The sequence below is a fragment of the Streptomyces sp. NPDC020747 genome, from assembly GCF_044334695.1.
Lineage (GTDB): Bacteria > Actinomycetota > Actinomycetes > Streptomycetales > Streptomycetaceae > Streptomyces.
Genome location: NZ_JBIRTJ010000006.1, coordinates 124,383 through 143,400 on the forward strand (window position 1 = coordinate 124,383; position 19,018 = coordinate 143,400).

Genomic DNA, 19,018 nt, shown 5'->3' on the forward strand with positions numbered 1-19,018 from the left:
GCCTATCGGCGTGCGGCGCCGCAGGTCGCAGGCGCGCAGTGAAGCGGCCGTCGGGCAGCTTGCGCAGCCGGCCCCGCCCTGCGAGCTTGGACAGCTTCCCGCGCAGCGGCTCCAGCTTTCCCCGCACCGCCACCTGCAACCCCAGCTCCTCGCCGACCCGCTTGACCGTCACCGGACCGCCCGCGCCCCGCACGATCGCGGGGATCCGCTGGTAGTCCGGCGGCAGCGCGTCCTGGTCGGCGCCGGGCCCGCGGTGCGGGACCAGCAGAGTCCAAGGCGGCTTGGATCTCCTCTACAGCCCGCTTCCACTCTCGATCGGCCCTGTCCTACCGGAATCGACGGTTGTCGACCCTGCGGCTTCCGACCGTGCTCGTGTCGGGGCCCCGTTGTCGAGCAAGGCCTTCTCCAGCATGTCCCGCAGCATCTCGAGGGCGTGATCAAGGTCAACGTGCTGCGGGTCGTTGCGCCAGATCAGATGCAATCCGGTGGCATGGGCTACGAGCGCCAACGCGAAGTCGTCGGGGGTCACGCCCGCGCGCAGCGGAAGCCGGGCCCCGACCGTGGCCAGATGCCCACGAAGACCCGCCCGCAACCGGGTGCTGGCCTGCGTACCGTCACCGCCTGGTTCATCGGTCAGAGCAAGGCTGGTGAACAAGGCGCTCTCCGGCATGCGCAGCGCTGCGCCGAGCGTGGCGATGACCGATCCGAGGAGCTCAGAGCCGGCCATATCGGCTGTCGATGCCTCGAATTGCCCGTACACCAGCTGGGAGAAGTCCGCCAGCACCGCTTCGAGCAGCCCCGCCTTGTTCCCGAAATGCCAGGGGATCGAGCCGCGACTGATGCCCGCGCGCTGTGCGACGTCCTCGAACCGCGTCGCCCGATAGCCCTTCTCCGCGAACAGCGCACCAGCCGCGGCGATCAGTCGGCTGCGACTCTCGGCGCTGGTCTGCTCACGACGCGTGTTCATCGACGCACCTCCAATCCGGGGACTGTACCCTCCTATGCCAGCGAACACTTTATATGTTGACCAGCATAGGGAGTCGATTCATGGACGAGTCGCTCGCAGGAACAGCCCGCCTCGCCGGGAAGGTCGCTGTGATCGCAGGGATCGGGGGAGCCATCGGAACCGCGGTCGCCGGACGCTTCGCCCGCGAAGGCGCCGTGGTCGTGGGAATCGACCAGGCCGAGGTGGAAACCGGCGCCGCGCTCCACCAGGCCGACCTCACCGACGAGAGCCAGGTCCGCGAGGCGTTCGCGCGCATCGCCGACGACTTCGGTCGCATCGACGTGCTCTACAACAACGCGGGGCCGCTCCACCGCGGCGACTCCTCGATCGAGGTCACCGACCTCGAGACCTGGGATCAGGTCTTCCGCTCGGTGCTCACGCCGACGGTCTTGGCCTGCAAGTACGCGGTACCGCTCATCAGGGCCAACGGGCCGGCAGGCGGATCCATCATCAACACCGGCTCGTTCCTGGCTGGAATGGGTGCGGCGACCGCCCAGATGGCGTTCTCCGCAGCGAAGGCTGCCGTTGTGCAGCTCACGCGCGACCTTGGGACGAATCTGGCCCGAGCCAACATCCGCGTCAACGCCCTCGCTCTCGGCCCGGTCGAAACCCCGGAGATCCGGGAGATGTTCGCCAGGCTCGGCGACGAGGGACGCAGCCGCCGGTTCACCCACATCCCCAATGGGCGGTTCGCGACGCTCGAGGAGATCGCCGGGGCAGCCGCCTTCCTGGCCAGCGCCGACGCGGGCTACCTGACTGCCGACGAGCTGCCAGTTGTCGGCGGCATCAGGAACGCCTACACGATTCCCGACTGATCGGGACCACCCCGCACGCGAATGGCATGGTGGCATCCGCCGCACAGGAACAGCTCTTCTTTCGAGGGCACCACCCAGCATCACCCCTTCACGGAGACCTGCATCGAGCGTCCCGACGCCACGTCGAAAGTGGGGCCACCGCAGAGCGCAGGAACCGCAGAAACCGCCCCCGTCAGACGATCAAGGCCGCAGACTCCCGCCCGCCACCACCACGAGCACGCTCAACGACCCGCACGCCGGCCCCTCCGACCAGCACGTTCGAACCACGACGGCGACCAGCGCCGTTGTGAGTGCCCCGAACCCCGCTCCGAGGAGCGTGGCTATCACGGGCGTGATTTCCATGGTCGAGAAGGACACGGGCGGACGAGAGGCTCCGGGGCCTCAAAGGGCGGGGACGGCCGGATACCCCGGGGCGGTTCACCTGCACCTGCCTCACGCGTCTGGGCCTCACGCATCTGGGCCTCACGCATCTGGGCCTCTCGCATCTGGTGGATGCGAGCAGAGGTGAACGTCGGCCACGCTGACGACCCCACCGCACCCCGCGGAGGTGGTCACCCCGCGGAGGTGGTCAGGCCGTCGTGCTCGGGTGTCCCCGGGCGTACGTCAGGACGCCGACCCCGCGTCCAGTCCCTTCGCCCTGCCCCGCCCCACCTGTGTCCGTACCGCCCCCATGCTCGCCGCGATGACGAGTGTGACCGCCAGGGCCTCTGTCATGGACAGGGTCTGGCTCAGGACGAGGAAGCCGGCGATGGAGGCGACGGCCGGTTCGAGGCTCATGAGGACGGCGAAGGTGGAGGCGGGGAGGCGGCGGAGGGCGAGGAGTTCGAGGGTGTAGGGGAGCACGGAGGAGAGGACGGCGACGGCGGAGCCGAGCGCGATCGTGGTCGGGTCCAGCAGCTTCGCGCCGGACTCGGCGATGCCCAGCGGCAGGAACAGCACGGCCCCGACCACCATGGCGAGCGCCAGCCCGTCGGCCTGCGGGAAGCGCCGCCCCGTACGGGCGCTGAAGACGATGTACGCGGCCCACATGACTCCGGCCGACAGGGCGAACGCGACACCGACCGGGTCGAGGCTGTCGAAGCCGCCGCCGCCGAGGAGGAAGACTCCGCCGAGGGCGAGGCCGGCCCAGACGAAGTTGAGGGCGCGGCGGGAGGCCACCACCGAGAGCACGAGGGGGCCGAGCACTTCCAGCGTGACGGCGGGGCCGAGCGGGATGCGGGCGACCGACTGGTAGAAGAGGCCGTTCATCGCGGCCATCGTGACGCCGAAGACGACGACGGTGCTCCAGTCGACGCGCGAGTGCCCGCGCAGCCTGGGACGGCAGACCACGAGCATCACGATCGCGGCGACCACGAGGCGGAGCGTGACGACGCCCAGCGCTCCGGTACGCGGCATCAGGGTCACGGCCAGGGCGCCGCCGAACTGGACGGAGATGCCTCCGGCGAGCACCAGCCCGACGGGCCCGAGGGCCCGGATCCCTCGCGGGGCGCCCGCCGGGCCGGCTCCCGAGTCGGACACGGGGGCCGGGCCGGCGACGGCGGCCGCGGGGTCGGCGACCGACGGGGACCGGTCAGCGCTGGGGATGTTCACGGGGCCGTCCAGGTGGTTCGGGTCAAGAGCGGCTGCACGCCGCAGTGCAGCGTGATGGACTCGCCAGTCCAGGGTAATGGACTCGGTCAGGACTGTACAGCAGTTTTGCAGCTTACGCTGCGGTGAAATGTCGGCCGGTTGGGCGCAGGGGGGCGTTGTAGCTGGTCGCGCTTACGCGGCGGAGCCGCAGGGGGCCGCCGGCCTCCAGGTCGTTGATGGGACTGCAAGATCGGCTTCCGGCATGTGCCCCTAGTGCGGGCAGAGGGGCCCGGGCCTCTTTCGCTCGCCTTCCGGGGTGAAGGTGAAGGTCTCACGGAAAGGGCCGTCACCGAATCGCACCGCGAGGAGGAGCGGCTGTTCGTGCTCGGGCGGCCAGGAGTCGACTCCTGGAGCACTGCCGTTCCACAGGTGGAAGACCACCATCGGCTGCTCCGTGTCCTCGCTGAGGTAGCCGAGGGTCTTCCCGTACAGGGGGTTGTCCCCTCCCAACAGGACAGAGGGCGGCCCGAACGCCGCAGTCACGTCCGGCCATGTGCGGTCCTTCTCGACCCATGACCGCACGGAGCCCTTGAGAGCCTCGTACTCGGCGGGCGTGAGGAGCCGGTCCGACTCCAGCCGGCCGCACCGCTGCGCGAATTCCGCGTACACCGAGGCCATGCCGTCGTAGTAGTCGCGTCCGGGGATCAATTCCCTGTAGGCCCCGATCACACCGGTGGCCAGGAAAGTTCCGCTGTCGATCCAAGCCTGCCGTTGGGGGGCGAAGGCCTCGGACCGGCGTTCGACGAACAGCAGGTCTGTGATCATGACGTTCAGTGAGACCTCGCGTCCGAACGTCTCAGGGGAACGCAGGGCGCGGTTGAACTGATCGACAAGGTGGGCGTGTATCTCGGAGGCGGTTGCGAGGGAGTCGTCAGATGCCACAGATTTCACCCCACAGTTTCTCGTACACGAGGGCCGACCCGCCAGCCTGGAACCCCTTGAACGAGTGGCCTTGACCAGCGCATTCGGTACAGGCCCTATGTCTCGCGTTCAGTAGGTCTCCGGGTCGTCCAGAGCCTCCGCCAGCACCTCGGCGAGGTGTCTGCCCCTGTGGCCTCCGAGCTGTTCCAGTTGGGTGCGGCACGAGAAGCCGTCCGCAAGGATCACCGGTTCCTCCCCGGCCGCCCGGACCGCCGGCAGCAGTTGTTCCTCCGCGCAGGCCACCGACACTTCGTAGTGGCCCTTCTCGAAGCCGAAGTTGCCCGCCAGGCCGCAGCAGCCGCCGGAGAGCTCGCCGGTCAGGCCCGCTGCCGTGCGCAGGCGGCGGTCCGGGGCGTCGCCGAGGATCGCGTGCTGGTGGCAGTGGGTCTGGCCAACGACCGGGCGGTCCAGGCGGGGTGGGGTCCAGTGCGGGTCGGCGTGGCGCTCCAGCGCCTCCGCGAAGGTCACGACCGCCGACGCCACACGATGGGCGCGCGGATCATCGGGCAGCAGCTCGGGCAGGTCCGTGCGCAGGGCGGCGGCACAGCTGGGTTCGAGGACGACGATGGGCGGGCCTTCCCCGGGGAAGGCCGGGTCCCCGAGCGGGTACAGCAGGTCGAGCGTGCGACGCATCACCTTGCGGGCGCGGTCCAGTTGGCCCGTCGAGACGTAGGTCAGACCGCAGCAGACCCGGCCGCGGGGAGCGGAGCGCGGAACGGCCCGCGGGTCCGTCCCCGGGTCGGTCCGCCGGTCCGCGCCTGGGTCGGTCCGCTGGTCCGCGCCCGGGTCCGCCCGCCGGTCCGCCTCCGGGCCCGACCCTGGGGCCACGCCCGGGTCTGCCCCTGGTTCGGTCCGCTGGTCCACCTCCAGGTCCGCCCCCAGGCCGGTCTGCAGACCGGCCTGCCCATCCGACCGCGAGTCCGCCCCCGGAGCCGCGCCCCGGTCCGTCCGCCCGTCCGCCCCAAGGTCCGCCCCCGGAGCCGCCCCGGTGACCAGGCCGGTGGCCGGGCCGGTCGGCACCCCGGCGCCCGGCGTCCGGCCCGGCAGCGGCCGCAATCCCCTGGTCTGCTTCCGCCGAAGCCACCTGCCCACGGCCGGCACCCGCAGAAGCCGCCTCTCCCTAGGCGGCCACGGCAGCACCGTCAGCCCCGCCGCCTCCAGGACCCGTGCGGCCGCCTTCCCGACGGACGGCGACAGGTACTCCGTGAAGGTGTCCGGCCAGAGGACGACCGTCTTGGGCAGGCCGTCCGGGTGCTCGACGTGCTCTTCACGCTCGACGCGCTCTTCGTACTCGGCGTACTCGGCGTACTCGGCGTACTCGGCGTGCTCGGCGTGCTCGGCGTGCTCTTCGCGCTCGTCGTATTCGACGTGCTCTTCGTGCTCGACGCCCGCGCGCATTTCCTGCCGTGCCTGCTCCCTGGCCCTGCGGCCCCACCACCGGGTGAACGTCTCCCCCATCACCCGCGGAATCTCCCGCTCGGGCGCGATCCCGCCCAGTCTCTTGGCGAGGGCCGCCAACGGGCGTACCGATGCGAGGAAGTTGACCGGGCCGGCCAGGCGCAGGCGGGACACCGTCCGGAGCCAGAGGGGCAGCCATCCCATCGCGTAGTGCGCGGCCGGTCGCCGACGGCCCTCGTAGTGGTGGTGCAGGAACTCCGCCTTGTACGTGGCCATGTCGACGCCGACCGGGCAGTCGGAGCGGCAGCCCTTGCAGGACAGGCACAGGTCCAGCGCGTCGCGGACCTCCGTGGACGCCCAGCCGTCGGTGACGACCTCGCCCGCGAGCATTTCGTGCAGCAGCCGGGCCCGCCCGCGGGTGGAGTGCTCCTCCTCGCCGGTCGCGCGGAAGGAGGGGCACATGACGCCGGAGCCCGGACCGGCCGTCTCCGTGCGGCACTTGGCGACGCCCACGCATCTGCGGACCGCCGCCGAGAAGTCCCCGCCGTCGTGCGGATAGCCGAAGGCCACGTCCACCGGCTCGCGCGGGAGGACGGCGAATCTCAGGTTCTCGTCCAGGGCTGCGGGCCTGACCAGCATTCCCGGGTTCAGCAGATCGTCCGGGTCCCACACCGACTTGGCCCGCTCGAAGAGGGCGACCATCTCCTCCCCGTACATCTTCGGGAGCAGTTCGGCCCGGGCCTGGCCGTCGCCGTGCTCTCCGGAGAGCGAGCCGCCGTGGGCGACCACCAGCTCCGCCAGCTCCTCCGAGAAGCGGCGGAAGCGGCCGATGCCCTCGGGGGAGAGCAGGTCGAAGTCGATGCGTACATGGATGCAGCCGTCCCCGAAGTGCCCGTACGGCGTGCCGCGCAGGCCGTGGGAGGTCAGCAGCCCTCTGAAGTCCCGCAGGTACGGGCCGAGTCGGGCCGGGGGCACCGCGCAGTCCTCCCAGCCGGGCCAGGCCTCGGTGCCGTCCGGCATCCGGGTCGCCGTGCCGCTCGCGTCCTCGCGGACGCGCCACAGGGCCCGCTGACCGGCCGGGTCGGTGACCACGAGGGAGTCGACGACGTCCGCGGCACGCACGATCGCGTCCGCACGCGCGCGTGCCTCCGCCGCCGTCCCGCCGCCCGTCTCCACGAACAGCCAGGCGCCGCCCCTTGGCAGTCCCGCGTCCGCCCGTACGAGATCGGCCGCCATGCCCTCCACCGTCAGCGGCCGGTGCGGCAGCAGGCCCGCGGCTGCCTCGGCCGCCGCGCTCTCGTCGGCGTACGCCAGCACGGCCAGCGCACGCGCGCGTGGGGCCTCGACCAGGGCGACGACCGCCTCCGTCAGCACGCCCAGGGTGCCCTCGGAGCCGCAGAAGGAGCGGGCGACGTCGGCGCCCTTCTCGGGGAGCAGCGCGTCCAACGCGTACCCCGAGATCCGGCGGGGCAGTTCCGGGAAGCCGGTGCGCAGCCGCCCCAACTCGCCCTCCACCAACGCCCGCAGCCCCTCCGGAGCACCGGCCCAGGACCTGCCCGGTGACAGGAACTCGCCCCTCGCCGTCACCACGGACAGCTCGCGCACGCTGTCGGCCGTCGTGCCCCAGGCCACCGAGTGCGACCCGCACGAGTTGTTGCCGATCATCCCGCCGAGCGTGCACCGGCTGTGGGTCGACGGGTCGGGCCCGAAGCGCAGACCGTGCGGCGCGGCCGCCTCCTGGAGACGGTCCAGGACGACTCCCGGCTGGACGACGGCCGTGCGCGCCTGCGCGTCCAGGGACACGACGCGGTTCATGTGGCGGGTGAAGTCCAGCACCACACCCGTGCCGGTCGCCTGTCCCGCGATCGACGTACCGCCACCGCGCGCGACGACCGGCACGCGGAGACGGGAGCAGACGGACAGCGCCGCCGCCACGTCGTCGGCGTCTCTCGGGGCGACCACTCCGAGCGGCACACGCCGGTAGTTGGACGCGTCCATCGTGGTCAGCGCCCTCGCCGTCACGTCGAAGGCGACCTCTCCGCGCACGGCTTTCCGCAGCTCCGACCGCAGCTCCCCGAGATCCTTTTCCGTCATGCCTCCAAGAATGCACCCCGTCACTGACAGTGACCCCCGGCGAGTGAAAGAGGGCCTGCCCCCGGATTGGGGACGACTTGTGAAAGCGGGCACGAATCCTGCCCGGTCCGATCACGAACTCCCATATAGTGACCGCCAGTTGAGCACCAGGTGTCGCATCCCGCCCAGGACACGACCGAGGACACGATTCATGACCGCGCCCACCCCGCAAGCGCGCCCCACCCCAGATCGGCCGTCTCCGGCGCACCTCGGCGGGGAACGACCTCGCCTGCGTGCCGTCGTGCTCGCCCCTCTCCTGGCCGCCGTACCCGCGGCGCTCGCCGTCGGAGCCGCGGTCGCCCTGGCCCCCGCGTCCGTGCGCGTGCCCCTCGCCTGGGGCGGCGGCGCGGGCGTCGTCCTGCTGTGCGCGGCCGTCGCCCTGGCGAGCCGCGCCATGGCGACGTCGCGATTACTCGTCCGCCGCCTCGAAGCGGTGTCCGAGGAGGCCGGCCGCCTGCTCCAGGAGCACGCCCGCCTCACCGAGGAGTCCGCGCGCGAACGCGCGCGTCTGATCGACGAGCACACCCGGGAACGCGCCCGCCTCGCGGAGCAGAACACCCACCAGAAGGTCCGTCTGGCCGCCGAACTCGACCGGGAGCGCGTCCGCCTCGGCGCCGAGCACGCGCGCGTGGCCGACGAACTGCGGCAGGCGAGAACCGACCGCACCGCCGCGATCTCGGCGGCAGCCAACACCGCGGGCCGGCTGCAGGCCCTGGCCACGAGCATGCTGGCCGACCTTCGCGCCATGGAGGAGCGGCACGCCGACGAGGACGTCCTCACCGACCTCCTCCACCTCGACCACCGCACCGCCCAGGCGGGCCGTCTCGCCGACTCCGTCGCCGTCCTCGCGGGCGCGCGCTCGGGCCGCCGCTGGGCGCGGCCGATCGTCATGGAGTCGATCCTGCGCGGCGCGATGGGCCGTATCAGCGGCTACCAGCGCGTACGCGTGCACTCGTCGAGCGAGGCCGCCGTGGCCGGGCACGCCGCCGAGGGCGTGATGCACGCGCTCGCCGAGATCCTCGACAACGCCGCGAACTTCTCGCCGCCGACGGCCGAAGTGCACGTCTACGTAGAGGAGGTTCCGGCCGGAGTCATCGTCTCCGTGGAGGACAGCGGGCTGGTGATGGGCGACGTTCAGCTGCGCCGCGCCGAACGCGCCGTCTCCGGTAAGGAGGCCGAACTCGGCGGCCTCAGCGGCACCCGGCTCGGCCTCACGGTCGTCGGCCGCCTCTCCCGCAAGTACGGCCTGAAGATCTCCTTCCGCCCCTCCGCGCGCGGCGGCACGGGCGTCCTGGTGCTCATCCCCCAGGACATCCTCGCGAGCCCGGCCTCGACCGCGACGCCGACGCAGGCACCGACGCAGGCACCGGCTTCGAGGCCGACCTCGGCTTGGATGCCGACTCCGGCTCCCGGTCCGGGTCCGGGTCCGGACCCGGACCCGGCTTCAACATCGGCTTCTATGCCGACTTCGACGACTGCCTCGGCTCCGGAGGCCGCCCCGACACCGGCATGGGCCTCCACCACGACGCCGACCTCGACACCGACGCCGGCCTCGACAACCGCTTCGGCCCCGGACGATGCCCCGAGGCCGGAATGGGCGTCGTCCTCGCCCTCGCCTTCGCCCTCGGCGCCTGCCCCGACGCCGCCTTCGGACCCGGATGCGACTCCGGGCCACGTACCGGCCGAGCACCAGGTACCTACCGCGAACCCGACCTCGGCCTCTGCACCCGGCCCGGCCGTGGCCTGGGTCCCGGTTCCGGCCGCCCATGAGGTCTCCGAGAGCCATGGGCGCCATGCGGCTCACGGCACCCACTCCGCCCGTCACGGCCACGAGCCCGAAGTGTCCGAACCGGCTCCGCAGTCCTGGCCCCTGCCGCAGCCCTGGCCCCGCCCCCAGGAGTCGTACGCCGCCGCGCACGCCCTCTCCGACCTGGACCCGGAGCCCGTGCCGGCCCACGGCTCCCCGCTCCAGCCGGTGGTCGCCAACCCCCTCGTCAGCCTCCCCAAACGCCACCGGGGCCGCACCCTCGCCGAGGCGGAGGCCGAAGTGGAGGCCCAGCGCTCCCGCAACCGGCCCCCGGCCGCCCTCGGCAGACCCGACGGTTCCGACGGTCCCGATGGATCCGACGGCTACGGCACCCCCCACTCCCCGGAGGCCCCCGGCTCCGCACCCGACGACGTCATGACCCGCGCCGCGCGCTTCAGCAGTTTCCGCCAGGCCGTCCGAGGGACGTCGGCGGAGGAGCCCGTACAGGCCCGTACAGGCCCTGCCACCTCCCACCCGGAAAGCGACCCCACTTCATGACCGGCCCCACCGGCCCCATCGGCAGCACGGCCACGGCCGCCATCGCCGCAACCTCCTCCCGCACCGCCTACTCCTCCGCCTCCACCGAGGAGAAGCTGATCTGGCTCATGCAGGGCATGCTGGCGCGCACCCCCGGCGCCCGGCACGCGCTCGTGCTCTCCCGGGACGGCCTGAAGCTGTGCCGTACGCCGGAACTCTCCGTCGACCAGGCCGACCAGCTCGCCGCCATCGCCGCCGGTATCCAGGCGCTGTCCCAGGGGGCGTCCATGGAGTTCGGGGACGGCACCGGGGGCGTACGGTCGGCGATGGCCGAGTTCTACGGCGGGGTCCTGTTCATCGTGGAGGCGGGCGAGGGCGCGCATCTGGCCCTGGTCACGGCCGAGGAGGCGGACCCCGGGCTCGTCGGGCACAACATGGCCGAGCTCGTGGAACAACTCGGCGAACACCTGAGCTCGCGACCCCGTACGTCACTGAGCGCGCAGCCACGTACGTCATGAGCCGGCCGGGCAGGGACGACGCGCCCGACCGGCTCTACACCGTCACGCAAGGACGCAGCCGGTCCACGCCCGGAACCCCGTTCGACCTGGTGACCCTGGTCGTCGCCGAGTGCGCCGCGGTCCCCGGCATGCAGTCGGAGCACGCGGCGATCCTGCGCCTCGCCGAACGGCCCACCGCCGTCGCGGAGGTCGCCGCGGAGCTGCGGCTGCCGATCAGCATCACGAAGATCCTGCTCTCCGACCTCCTCGCCGAGGGCCGCGTCAGCGCCCGCCACCCGCGCAGGGCCGAAATCGCCGGCCGCCCCGATCCCGACATCCTGGAGCAGGTGCTCGTTGGACTCCGCAACCTCTGAACCAACCGCCACCACCCGGACACCCGACACGGGTACGCCCGGGGGCGGTGCGTCCGACGCCCGTACGCCGAAAGACCGGGCGCCGGACGACCGTACGCCCGAGCACCGAACGTCGGACGCGCGTGCACCCGAGGACCGCGCGCCCGAGGTCCGTACGCCCCTGGAGGCGTCCGCCGACAACGGGCTGAAGATCGTGGTCGTGGGCGGTTTCGGCGTCGGCAAGACGACGATGATCCACTCGGTGAGCGAGATCCGCCCGCTCAGCACCGAGGAGACGATCACGGGGGCCGGTGGGACGGTCGACGACGTCAGCGCGGTGCCCGGCAAGTCCCGGACGACCGTCGCCTTCGACTTCGGCCGCATCACGCTCAGCGCCCGCACCGTGCTCTACCTCTTCGGCGCGCCCGGCCAGGAGCGCTTCTGGTACCTCTGGGACCGGCTCTTCACCGGCGCGCTCGGCGCGGTCGTCCTCGTCGACACCCGGCGCATCGACGACTCCTGGTACGCCATCGACCGGCTCGAACGCCTCGGTACGCCGTTCATCGTCGCCCGCAACGACTTCGGCGGCCCCGCCCACACGCCCGACCAGGTCCGCGACGCCCTCGACCTCGCCCCGCACATCCCGCTCGTCGACTGCGACGCGCGCTCCCGCGACTCCGGAAAGCGTGTCCTGATCACACTGGTCGAGCACATCAAGAGCCTGTACCTCGCCGAGGACCCGCAGGTCGTCGAGAGGGTGCGGGCCGCCAGGAGTCCGTACGCGGCCCAGGAAGCCGCCCAGGCCGCCGCCGGTACGCCGCAGGCCCAGGCAACCGCACCCGCACCCGCACCCGCACCCGCACAGGAGTTGTCCCGGTGAACCCCGCCCCCGTGCGCCTCAACGGGCCCCGGTTCCTGGCCGAACCAGCCGAGCTGTACCGGGAGTTGAGGCGCGAGCACGGTGCCGTGGCGTCGGTGCTGCTCGACGGGGACATCCCGGCCTGGCTCGTGCTCGGCTACCGCGAGCTGCACCAGGTCACCGGGGATCCCGTGCTGTTCAGCCGCGACTCGGGCCTCTGGAACCAGTGGGACCGGGTCCCCGACGACTGGCCGTTGCTGCCGCTGATCGGCCGCGGCCAGCCGTCCATCCTCTACACCGTCGGCGAACGCCACCGCGAGCGGGCGGCGATGGTCAGCGACGCCCTCGAAGCCGTCGACGCCTTCGAACTGCGCGCCCTCGCCGAGCGGTTCGCCGACGAACTCATCGACGCGGTGTGCGCCAAGGGCGCGACGGACCTCGTCGCGGACTACGCGTCCCTGCTCCCCGTACGCGTCCTCGCCACCCTCTACGGCTTCGCCGACGAACAGGGCCCCGGGCTCGTCGCCGCCCTCAACGACATGGTCGACGGGCACGAGGACGCCATCGCCGGGCAGTTGCACGTGGCCGCCGCGATGGCCCACCTGGTCGCGGACCGGGCGGCACGGCCCGCGGACGACGTGGTCAGCCGGATGCTCGCGCGGGGACACGGACATGCGGGAGGGGGCGCGGGCGGCTTCACGCCCGGCGCCCCCGTCACACCCGTCTCACCCTTCACGCACGAGGAGATCACCCAGGACCTGATGGTCATGATGGCCGCGGGACACCAGCCGACCGCCGACTGGATCGGCAACTCCCTGCGGCTGATGCTCACGGACGAGCGGTTCGCGGCCTCGCTCTTCGGTGGGCGGCGCAGTGTCGCCGAGGCCATGAACGAGGTGCTGTGGGAGGACACGCCCACCCAGAACGTGGCCGGGCGCTGGGCCGCCCGCGACACGTGGCTCGGGGGACGGGCCGTCCGCGCCGGTGATCTGCTGCTGCTCGGCCTCCAGGCCGCCAACCACGATCCGCAGGTCCGTACCCACAGCTCCGCGCTCACCGGCGGCAACAGCGCGCACTTCTCCTTCGGCCACGGCGAGCACCGCTGTCCGTTCCCTGCTCAGGAGATCGCGGAGGTCGTCGCCCGCACGGCCATCGAGGTCGTCCTGGACCGCCTCCCGGACATCGACCTGGCCGTCCCCGCCGCGTCGTTGACCCGCCGCCCCTCCCCCTGGCTACGGGGCCTCACACAACTGCCCGTGCGCTTCACACCCTCCCCGCCCCTCAGGGGCCCGTCCGCATGATCAGGACAGTTCGATCGGGACCCTCTGATCGGGACCGGCTGTTCGAGACCGGCTGACCGGGATCGGTGCGATCGGAACCGGCGTGACCGGGACCGGTCGGGTCAGTCCTCGTGGGGCTCCGTGGTCGCGTCCCCTGAGCCGAGCTGCGACGACCGCCAACCGTGGATCAGCAGATCGAACACCGTCTCCACGGAGGCGTGTGGATCGTGCCGACCCGTGGCCAGGGCCGGGACCTCCAGGACGAACCGTGCGAGTGCCGCGCAGGCGAGATCATCGGGTTCCCGGCCGAGTTCCTCCGCGATCGCGGCGCCGAGGGCGCCCGCGTGCCGCATCCACATCCGCTCCCAGTACTCGCGCAGCGCGGGCGTTTCGTTCACCAGGGCGGTGAACCGGTCCCGGCGTGGATCCGACGCGATCCGCGCCCAGGACGTCAGCGCGTGGGCGCGGAGCGCTTCGACGACGTCCCGACCCGCGGGCCGTTCACGGACGGCGGAGGTCAGCCCGGCCTCGACCTCCGCCTCACGGTCGAACACCAGCGCCTCCTTGCTCGGGAAGTGCGCGAAGAGGGTCGTCGTCGACACGTCGGCCCTCTCGGCGACGTCACGGACGCTCACCCGCTCGAATCCGTGCTCCAGGAAGAGCTCCAGCGCGGCGTCTGCGATGGCCTGCCTGGTAGCGGCCTTCTTGCGCTCGCGGCGGCCAACGGTCGGGGTGTCGGGCATGCCACCACCGTACCCCACAACTGGAACAAAGCAGAAAGCACATCGAATACGAAACTTGAGCGGTTGCAGTTTCGTACTCGTTGCTGCTTTCCTGGTCCCGGCAGGGGTCGCCGCCCATCAGGGCTCGGCACCGGACATCGCCGCGCCGCGGCGTCACGGAACCCCGCCCGACGGAAGGAATCCACCGTGGGCTCTCCGACACCCGCAAGCGCGCGCATCGCCGTCATCGGCGCAGGCCCGGGAGGCCTCACCTGCGCTCGCGTCCTTCAGCAGCACGGCATCGCGGTGACCGTGTACGACCGCGATCCGGACGCCGACTCCCGGAACCAGGGCGGCTCGCTCGACCTGCACGAGGACGACGGCCAGCTCGCACTCCGTGAGGCCGGCCTGCTGGAGGAGTTCTTCGCGCTCGCCAGGTTCGAGGGGCAGGAGATGCGCCTGCTGGACCCGGCGGGGAGCATTCAGGCCCACCACGTGCCGGGCGAGGACGAAACGGCCCGCCCCGAGATCGACCGCGGGCAGCTGCGCGATCTCCTGCTGCGCTCACTCTCCGCGGGGACGGTTCGGTGGGGCCGCACCCTCGACTCGGTGCGCGGACCGGCCGACGGGCCGCGCACGTTGACGTTCACCGACGGGACGGCCGTCGAGGCCGACCTCGTGATCGGCGCGGACGGCGCCTTCTCCCGCGTCCGCGCCGCGGTGTCACCCGCGACACCGCACTACACAGGGGTCAGCTTTCTCGAAGCACGGTTCGACGACATGGAGACCGCGCACCCCGAGCTCTCCGAACTGGTCGGCAAAGGCAGCGCCCACGCCGCCGACGGGGAGCGTGGCCTCTTCGCGCAGCGGAACAGCGGCGGCCACCTGCGCGTCTACATCATGCGGCGCGTCCCTGTGGACTGGATCGCGGCGAAGGGGCTCCGCCCCGAGGACACCGAGGGCATCCGCGCGCAGCTGCTCGGCGAGTTCGCGGCCTGGTCACCACGGACACTCCGGATGATCACCGACAACGACGGCCCGTACGTCGACCGCCCGATCCTCGCCCTCCCGGTGCCGCACACCTGGGAGCACTCGCCCAGCGTGGCGCTCCTCGGAGACGCCGCACACCTCATGCCCCCGCTCGGCGTCGGCGTCAACCTCGCCATGCTCGACGCCAGTGAACTCGCGCTCGCACTCGTCCAGTCCGCCACCATCGACGACGCCGTACGCGGCTACGAGAAGTCGATGCTCCCGCGCTCGACCGAAACAGCCCAAATGCTCGAAGGCGGCGCCGAGTTCCTGCTGGCCGTGCCCGACCCCGACGAGGAGCGGTTCGGCCCGGCCCGGTCCTGACAAACGCTCGAAGCGCGAGGAGATCACCATGGCCTACGCACACATCCCCGACCAGGTGTTCAGTCACCCGGAGAACACCGCCACCGGCACGGCCACCACCCCCCTCATGCTCGATGTCCATCGCCCAGCGCATGACGAGCAACTCCCGGCGGTCCTGTACGTACACGGAGGCGGCTGGGGGCGCGGTGACCGGACGACGGACGTGGACAAGCGCGTACTGCCACTCGTGGACGCCGGATTCGTCGTCGCGACGCTGGACTACCGGCTTGCGCCCGACCACTCCTATCCGTCGCCCGTCGAGGACGTCATCGCGGCCGGCGAGTACCTGCGCTTCGAGGCGAACCGGTTCCGCCTCGACCCACAGGCCGTCGGAGTCTGGGGCTCTTCGGCCGGTGCCTCGCTCTCCACGCTGGCCGCGCTCCGACGGCCGGACCTCTTCGGGGCGTTCGTGCACTACTGCGGGCCGACCGATTTCCACGCCTCGTCATCCAGAAGCCCCATGGAAGCCCTCCTGCTCGGCAAGCCGATGGAAACGGCCTACCTCGGTGGCGAAGACGACAAGCACGATGAGGGTGACGCGGGCGACGAGTACCTCAAGCGCGCAAGGGACGCCAGCCCGATCTCCCTCGCCGCACAGGCCGCGCGGCCGAGTCTCGTCGTGCACGGCGACCGGGACCGCCTGACGGGGCTCGCGGACGCGGAGGCACTGCACTCGCGGCTCTCCCGCGCCGGCAGCGAGTCGACGCTGATGACCGTCGCCGGAGCGGGCCACGACGATCCCCGGTTCGACAACTCGTTCATCAGGGCCGCGACGGCCGCGTTCCTCACCGACGCGCTTCACCGACAGCCGCTCGCCCTCGGGTGACACGGCTGGGTGACGCGGCTGGGTCACGCAGCAGGGATGCCGCCCACTCCGTCTCATCGGACGGACGACGTTTCACCCAGGTTTCCGGAAACGGCTACGCTCCCGTCGTGGCTGATATCCAGATCCCCGCTGACCTCAAGCCCGCCGACGGCCGTTTCGGCGCGGGCCCCTCCAAGGTGCGTACGGAGTCGCTCACCGCGCTCGCCGCGACCGGCACGTCCCTGATGGGCACGTCCCACCGCCAGGCCCCGGTCAAGAACCTCGTGGGGAAGGTCCGCGAGGGTGTGCGCGACCTCTTCCAGCTCCCCGAGGGCTACGAGGTGGTCCTCGGCAACGGCGGCTCCACCGCGTTCTGGGACGTCGCGACGCACGGCCTGATCGAGAACAAGTCGCAGCACCTCACCTTCGGTGAGTTCAGCTCGAAGTTCGCGAAGGCCGCCAAGCTCGCGCCCTGGCTCGCCGACCCGGACGTCATCACCTCCGAGCCTGGCACCCACCCGGAGCCGGTCGCCCAGTCGGGCGTGGACGTGTACGCCCTCACGCACAACGAGACCTCCACCGGTGTCGCGGCCCCCGTCAAGCGCGTTGCCGGCGCCGACGAGGGCGCCCTCGTCCTCGTGGACGCGACGAGCGGCGCGGGCGGCCTGCCCGTCGACATCGCCGAGACGGACGTCTACTACTTCGCCCCGCAGAAGTCCTTCGCGGCGGACGGCGGCCTGTGGATCGGGATCTTCTCCCCGGCCGCGATCGAGCGGGCCGAGCGCGTCCACGCGAGCGGACGCCACGTCCCGGAGTTCTTCAGCCTGCCCACGGCGATCGACAACTCCCGCAAGAACCAGACGTACAACACCCCGGCCCTCGCCACCCTCTTCCTGCTGAACGACCAGCTGGAGTGGATCAACGGCCAGGGCGGCCTCGACTGGTCGGTCCGCCGCACGGCGACCTCCGCGCGCACGCTGTACGGCTGGGCCGAGGACGTCAAGTACGCGAACCCGTTCGTCACCGACCCGGCCAAGCGCTCGCAGGTCATCGGCACGATCGACTTCACCGACGACGTCGACGCGGCCGCCGTCGCCAAGGTCCTGCGCGCCAACGGCATCGTCGACACCGAGCCCTACCGCAAGCTCGGCCGCAACCAGCTCCGTGTCGCCATGTTCCCCGCGATCGACCCGGCGGACATCGAGTCCCTCACGAAGTGCGTCGACTACGTGATCGAGAAGCTTTAGCTGTAACAGTCGTTCGTACGGCAACTGGGGCGCCCGGCACAGCAGTTGTGCCGGGCGCCCCTGTCCGCGTCAGGTCGCGCGTCTCATGCCGCCTGCGTCATGCCACCTGTCTCATGTCGCCGTGCAGCTCACCGCCGGTGCCCCGCCGCCGCCCGGCGCACCACCGAACCCGAAGCTCGCCGAACCGCCCACCGCGACCGCGCCGTTGTGGTCGGCGTTGGTGGCCGTGACGGTCGCCGCGCTCTGCGTGTACGAGGCGTTCCACATGCTGGTGACCTTCTGGGCGCCGGGCCAAGTCCATGCGACCTTCCAGGACTTGAGGGCGGTGGTGCCCGAATTGGTCACCTTGACCTCGGCGTTGAAGCCGCCGCCCCAGTCGCTGCTGACGGTGTAGGCGGCGGTGCAGGCCGCCGTACCCCCTCCGGGATCACCAGGGTCGCCGGGGTCACCCGGATCACCCCCGCCGCTCGGGAAGCCCGGCGCCTTCACACTCGCCAGGTAGCCGTCCTTCACCGTGTCCACGGTCGTCCAGTCGTCCTTCAGGATCCCGCCCGTGTCACCGGAGTTGGGGTTCCACGACCAGAAGGTCCAGGAGATGCTGTCGGCGCCGTACGTGCTCGTGGGCCGGAGGTAACTCACCAGCGCGGCAAGCCACTTCTGGTCGATCGTCGACTGGAGCGTCGTGCCGAACTCGCCCACCCACACCGGCGCGATGTTCTGCTTGAAGATGTAGCCCCAGTACTTGTCCCAGATGCCCGGCATGTTGGCGGGGAAGGTGGGGTCGCTGAACCAGCTCTGCTGGGCCACGCTCGTGGCGTAGTCGTGGGCCGAGTAGACGACCCGGTTCGGGACGTCCAGCTGGACCGGGTACTGGGCGACACCCATCAGGTTGCCGCCCCACCAGCCCGACACGCCGTTGAAGGTCTGCACGCCCTCCACGAAGATCAGCAGCTCGGAATTGACGGACAGGACCGCGTTCCCGGCGCGCTGGGCGGCCAGCCGCCAGTCCCTCGCCGTGTCGCCGCAGCCCCAACAGGCCGGATCGTGCGGCTCGTTGTGGAGGTCGATGCCGATCACTGTGGGGTTGCCCTTGTAACGGGTGGCCAGCGCCTTGAGGTTGGCGATCCACGTCGACTCCGGGACCGCGGAGGTGTACCAGAGCGCCGACTGTCCGGCCGCGTCCGGACGATGCCGGTCCAGTACGACCTTGAGGCCGCCCTGACCCGCGTACGCCACGATCCTGTCCATGATCTGGAGGGAGCCGAGGCCCTGGAGGTCGGCGTTCTTGCCGCCGGAGAAGTCGATGCTGTTGGGGACGGTGCCGCTCTTGAAGAGGTCGTCGCTGTACGGCAGCCGGACGGTGTTGTAGCCGAGCGACTTCATCTGGTCGATCATGCTCTTGTAGTCGCGCGCCCAGAGGCCGTGCGGGGTGTGGTTGGCGGTCTCGAAGCCGAACCAGTTGATACCGGCGATCCGTACGGACTGACCGGCCGCGTCCAGGATCTGACGGCCGCTGGTGTGCCAGTAACCGGCTCCGGGGGCCGCCGCCACGGCCGCCCGGTCCGCGGCGGCCGCCGGTTCGGCGTGGGCGACCGTCTGCACACCGGCCAGCGGTAACAGGAGCGCCGCGGCGGCAGCACACAGCGCTCTTCGCAAGCTGCGGAACATGTCGCTGCT

At 71.4% G+C, this 19,018-nt stretch carries 15 protein-coding genes; 9 read left to right on the forward strand and 6 right to left on the reverse strand.

Annotated elements, in window-relative coordinates; genetic code table 11:
- Positions 1-292 precede the first annotated feature (292 nt).
- On the reverse strand, positions 293-967 hold the full coding sequence (locus ACH4YP_RS17965) for a TetR/AcrR family transcriptional regulator (protein ID WP_361050806.1): 675 nt from the start codon (positions 965-967) through the stop codon (positions 293-295).
- A gap of 80 nt (positions 968-1,047) precedes the next feature.
- Here ACH4YP_RS17965 and ACH4YP_RS17970 point away from each other — a divergent pair, with 80 nt between their 5' ends.
- Positions 1,048-1,821 (forward strand): SDR family oxidoreductase, encoded by a 774-nt coding sequence (locus ACH4YP_RS17970; protein WP_398491135.1) that lies wholly within the window; start codon positions 1,048-1,050, stop codon positions 1,819-1,821.
- A 603-nt stretch (positions 1,822-2,424) separates the two neighbouring features.
- Here ACH4YP_RS17970 and ACH4YP_RS17975 read toward each other — a convergent pair.
- The 3 genes from ACH4YP_RS17975 to ACH4YP_RS17985 all read right to left on the reverse strand — a co-directional run bounded on the left by ACH4YP_RS17975 (position 2,425) and on the right by ACH4YP_RS17985 (position 7,863).
- Complete coding sequence (locus tag ACH4YP_RS17975; protein WP_398491136.1) at positions 2,425-3,411, reverse strand: EamA family transporter; 987 nt, start codon at positions 3,409-3,411, stop codon at positions 2,425-2,427.
- Positions 3,412-3,660: 249 nt separating this feature from the next.
- Positions 3,661-4,215, reverse strand: coding sequence for a hypothetical protein (locus ACH4YP_RS17980; RefSeq protein WP_398491137.1), 555 nt, complete (start codon positions 4,213-4,215; stop codon positions 3,661-3,663).
- Positions 4,216-4,440: 225 nt separating this feature from the next.
- Positions 4,441-7,863, reverse strand: a complete 3,423-nt coding sequence (locus ACH4YP_RS17985) for an FAD-linked oxidase C-terminal domain-containing protein (protein ID WP_398491138.1) — start codon at positions 7,861-7,863, stop codon at positions 4,441-4,443.
- A 190-nt stretch (positions 7,864-8,053) separates the two neighbouring features.
- Between ACH4YP_RS17985 and ACH4YP_RS17990 the strand changes: the two genes are divergently transcribed.
- The 5 genes from ACH4YP_RS17990 to ACH4YP_RS18010 all read left to right on the forward strand — a co-directional run bounded on the left by ACH4YP_RS17990 (position 8,054) and on the right by ACH4YP_RS18010 (position 13,196).
- Positions 8,054-10,207 carry an ATP-binding protein gene (locus ACH4YP_RS17990; RefSeq protein WP_398491139.1) on the forward strand — a complete coding sequence of 718 codons (2,154 nt, stop codon included), beginning with the start codon at positions 8,054-8,056 and terminating at the stop codon, positions 10,205-10,207.
- A gap of 107 nt (positions 10,208-10,314) precedes the next feature.
- Positions 10,315-10,704 carry a roadblock/LC7 domain-containing protein gene (locus ACH4YP_RS17995; protein ID WP_398491400.1) on the forward strand — a complete coding sequence of 130 codons (390 nt, stop codon included), beginning with the start codon at positions 10,315-10,317 and terminating at the stop codon, positions 10,702-10,704.
- Entirely contained in the window at positions 10,701-11,057 is a 357-nt protein-coding gene (locus ACH4YP_RS18000; RefSeq protein WP_361050792.1) for a DUF742 domain-containing protein, read from the forward strand. The genes ACH4YP_RS17995 and ACH4YP_RS18000 overlap by 4 nt, the downstream gene beginning before the upstream one ends.
- A gap of 160 nt (positions 11,058-11,217) precedes the next feature.
- Positions 11,218-11,916, forward strand: a complete 699-nt coding sequence (locus tag ACH4YP_RS18005) for an ATP/GTP-binding protein (protein ID WP_361051081.1) — start codon at positions 11,218-11,220, stop codon at positions 11,914-11,916.
- A complete protein-coding gene (locus ACH4YP_RS18010; protein ID WP_361050789.1) occupies positions 11,913-13,196 on the forward strand; it encodes a cytochrome P450 in 1,284 nt (427 codons plus the stop codon). Before ACH4YP_RS18005 ends, ACH4YP_RS18010 begins: the two co-directional genes overlap by 4 nt.
- Before the next feature lie 101 nt (positions 13,197-13,297).
- Here the strand turns inward: ACH4YP_RS18010 and ACH4YP_RS18015 are convergent, their stop codons facing one another.
- Entirely contained in the window at positions 13,298-13,918 is a 621-nt protein-coding gene (locus ACH4YP_RS18015; protein ID WP_361050785.1) for a TetR/AcrR family transcriptional regulator, read from the reverse strand.
- A gap of 186 nt (positions 13,919-14,104) precedes the next feature.
- On the opposite strand from ACH4YP_RS18015, the gene ACH4YP_RS18020 reads away from it, so the two are divergent.
- From ACH4YP_RS18020 to serC, 3 genes are all read left to right on the forward strand, one after another.
- Positions 14,105-15,250 carry an NAD(P)/FAD-dependent oxidoreductase gene (locus tag ACH4YP_RS18020; RefSeq protein ID WP_361050781.1) on the forward strand — a complete coding sequence of 382 codons (1,146 nt, stop codon included), beginning with the start codon at positions 14,105-14,107 and terminating at the stop codon, positions 15,248-15,250.
- A gap of 28 nt (positions 15,251-15,278) precedes the next feature.
- Positions 15,279-16,115 (forward strand): alpha/beta hydrolase, encoded by an 837-nt coding sequence (locus ACH4YP_RS18025; RefSeq protein ID WP_361050778.1) that lies wholly within the window; start codon positions 15,279-15,281, stop codon positions 16,113-16,115.
- A 107-nt stretch (positions 16,116-16,222) separates the two neighbouring features.
- On the forward strand, positions 16,223-17,341 hold the full coding sequence (serC, locus tag ACH4YP_RS18030) for a phosphoserine transaminase (protein ID WP_361050775.1): 1,119 nt from the start codon (positions 16,223-16,225) through the stop codon (positions 17,339-17,341).
- Between the two features lie 111 nt (positions 17,342-17,452).
- Here the strand turns inward: serC and ACH4YP_RS18035 are convergent, their stop codons facing one another.
- Positions 17,453-19,009, reverse strand: a complete 1,557-nt coding sequence (locus tag ACH4YP_RS18035; protein WP_361050772.1) for a cellulase family glycosylhydrolase — start codon at positions 19,007-19,009, stop codon at positions 17,453-17,455.
- Positions 19,010-19,018 lie beyond the last annotated feature (9 nt).

Bases quoted from the DNA above. Each gene is read 5' to 3' on its own strand.
- ACH4YP_RS17965 (WP_361050806.1), bottom strand. From the start codon at position 967: ATGAACACGCGTCGTGAGCAGACCAGCGCCGAGAGTCGCAGCCGACTG.
- ACH4YP_RS17970 (WP_398491135.1), top strand. From the start codon at position 1,048: ATGGACGAGTCGCTCGCAGGAACAGCCCGCCTCGCCGGGAAGGTCGCT.
- ACH4YP_RS18035 (WP_361050772.1), bottom strand. From the start codon at position 19,009: ATGTTCCGCAGCTTGCGAAGAGCGCTGTGTGCTGCCGCCGCGGCGCTC.
- ACH4YP_RS18025 (WP_361050778.1), top strand. From the start codon at position 15,279: ATGGCCTACGCACACATCCCCGACCAGGTGTTCAGTCACCCGGAGAAC.
- ACH4YP_RS17990 (WP_398491139.1), top strand. From the start codon at position 8,054: ATGACCGCGCCCACCCCGCAAGCGCGCCCCACCCCAGATCGGCCGTCT.
- ACH4YP_RS18015 (WP_361050785.1), bottom strand. From the start codon at position 13,918: ATGCCCGACACCCCGACCGTTGGCCGCCGCGAGCGCAAGAAGGCCGCT.
- ACH4YP_RS17985 (WP_398491138.1), bottom strand. From the start codon at position 7,863: ATGACGGAAAAGGATCTCGGGGAGCTGCGGTCGGAGCTGCGGAAAGCC.
- ACH4YP_RS17995 (WP_398491400.1), top strand. From the start codon at position 10,315: ATGCAGGGCATGCTGGCGCGCACCCCCGGCGCCCGGCACGCGCTCGTG.
- ACH4YP_RS18000 (WP_361050792.1), top strand. From the start codon at position 10,701: ATGAGCCGGCCGGGCAGGGACGACGCGCCCGACCGGCTCTACACCGTC.
- ACH4YP_RS17980 (WP_398491137.1), bottom strand. From the start codon at position 4,215: ATGATCACAGACCTGCTGTTCGTCGAACGCCGGTCCGAGGCCTTCGCC.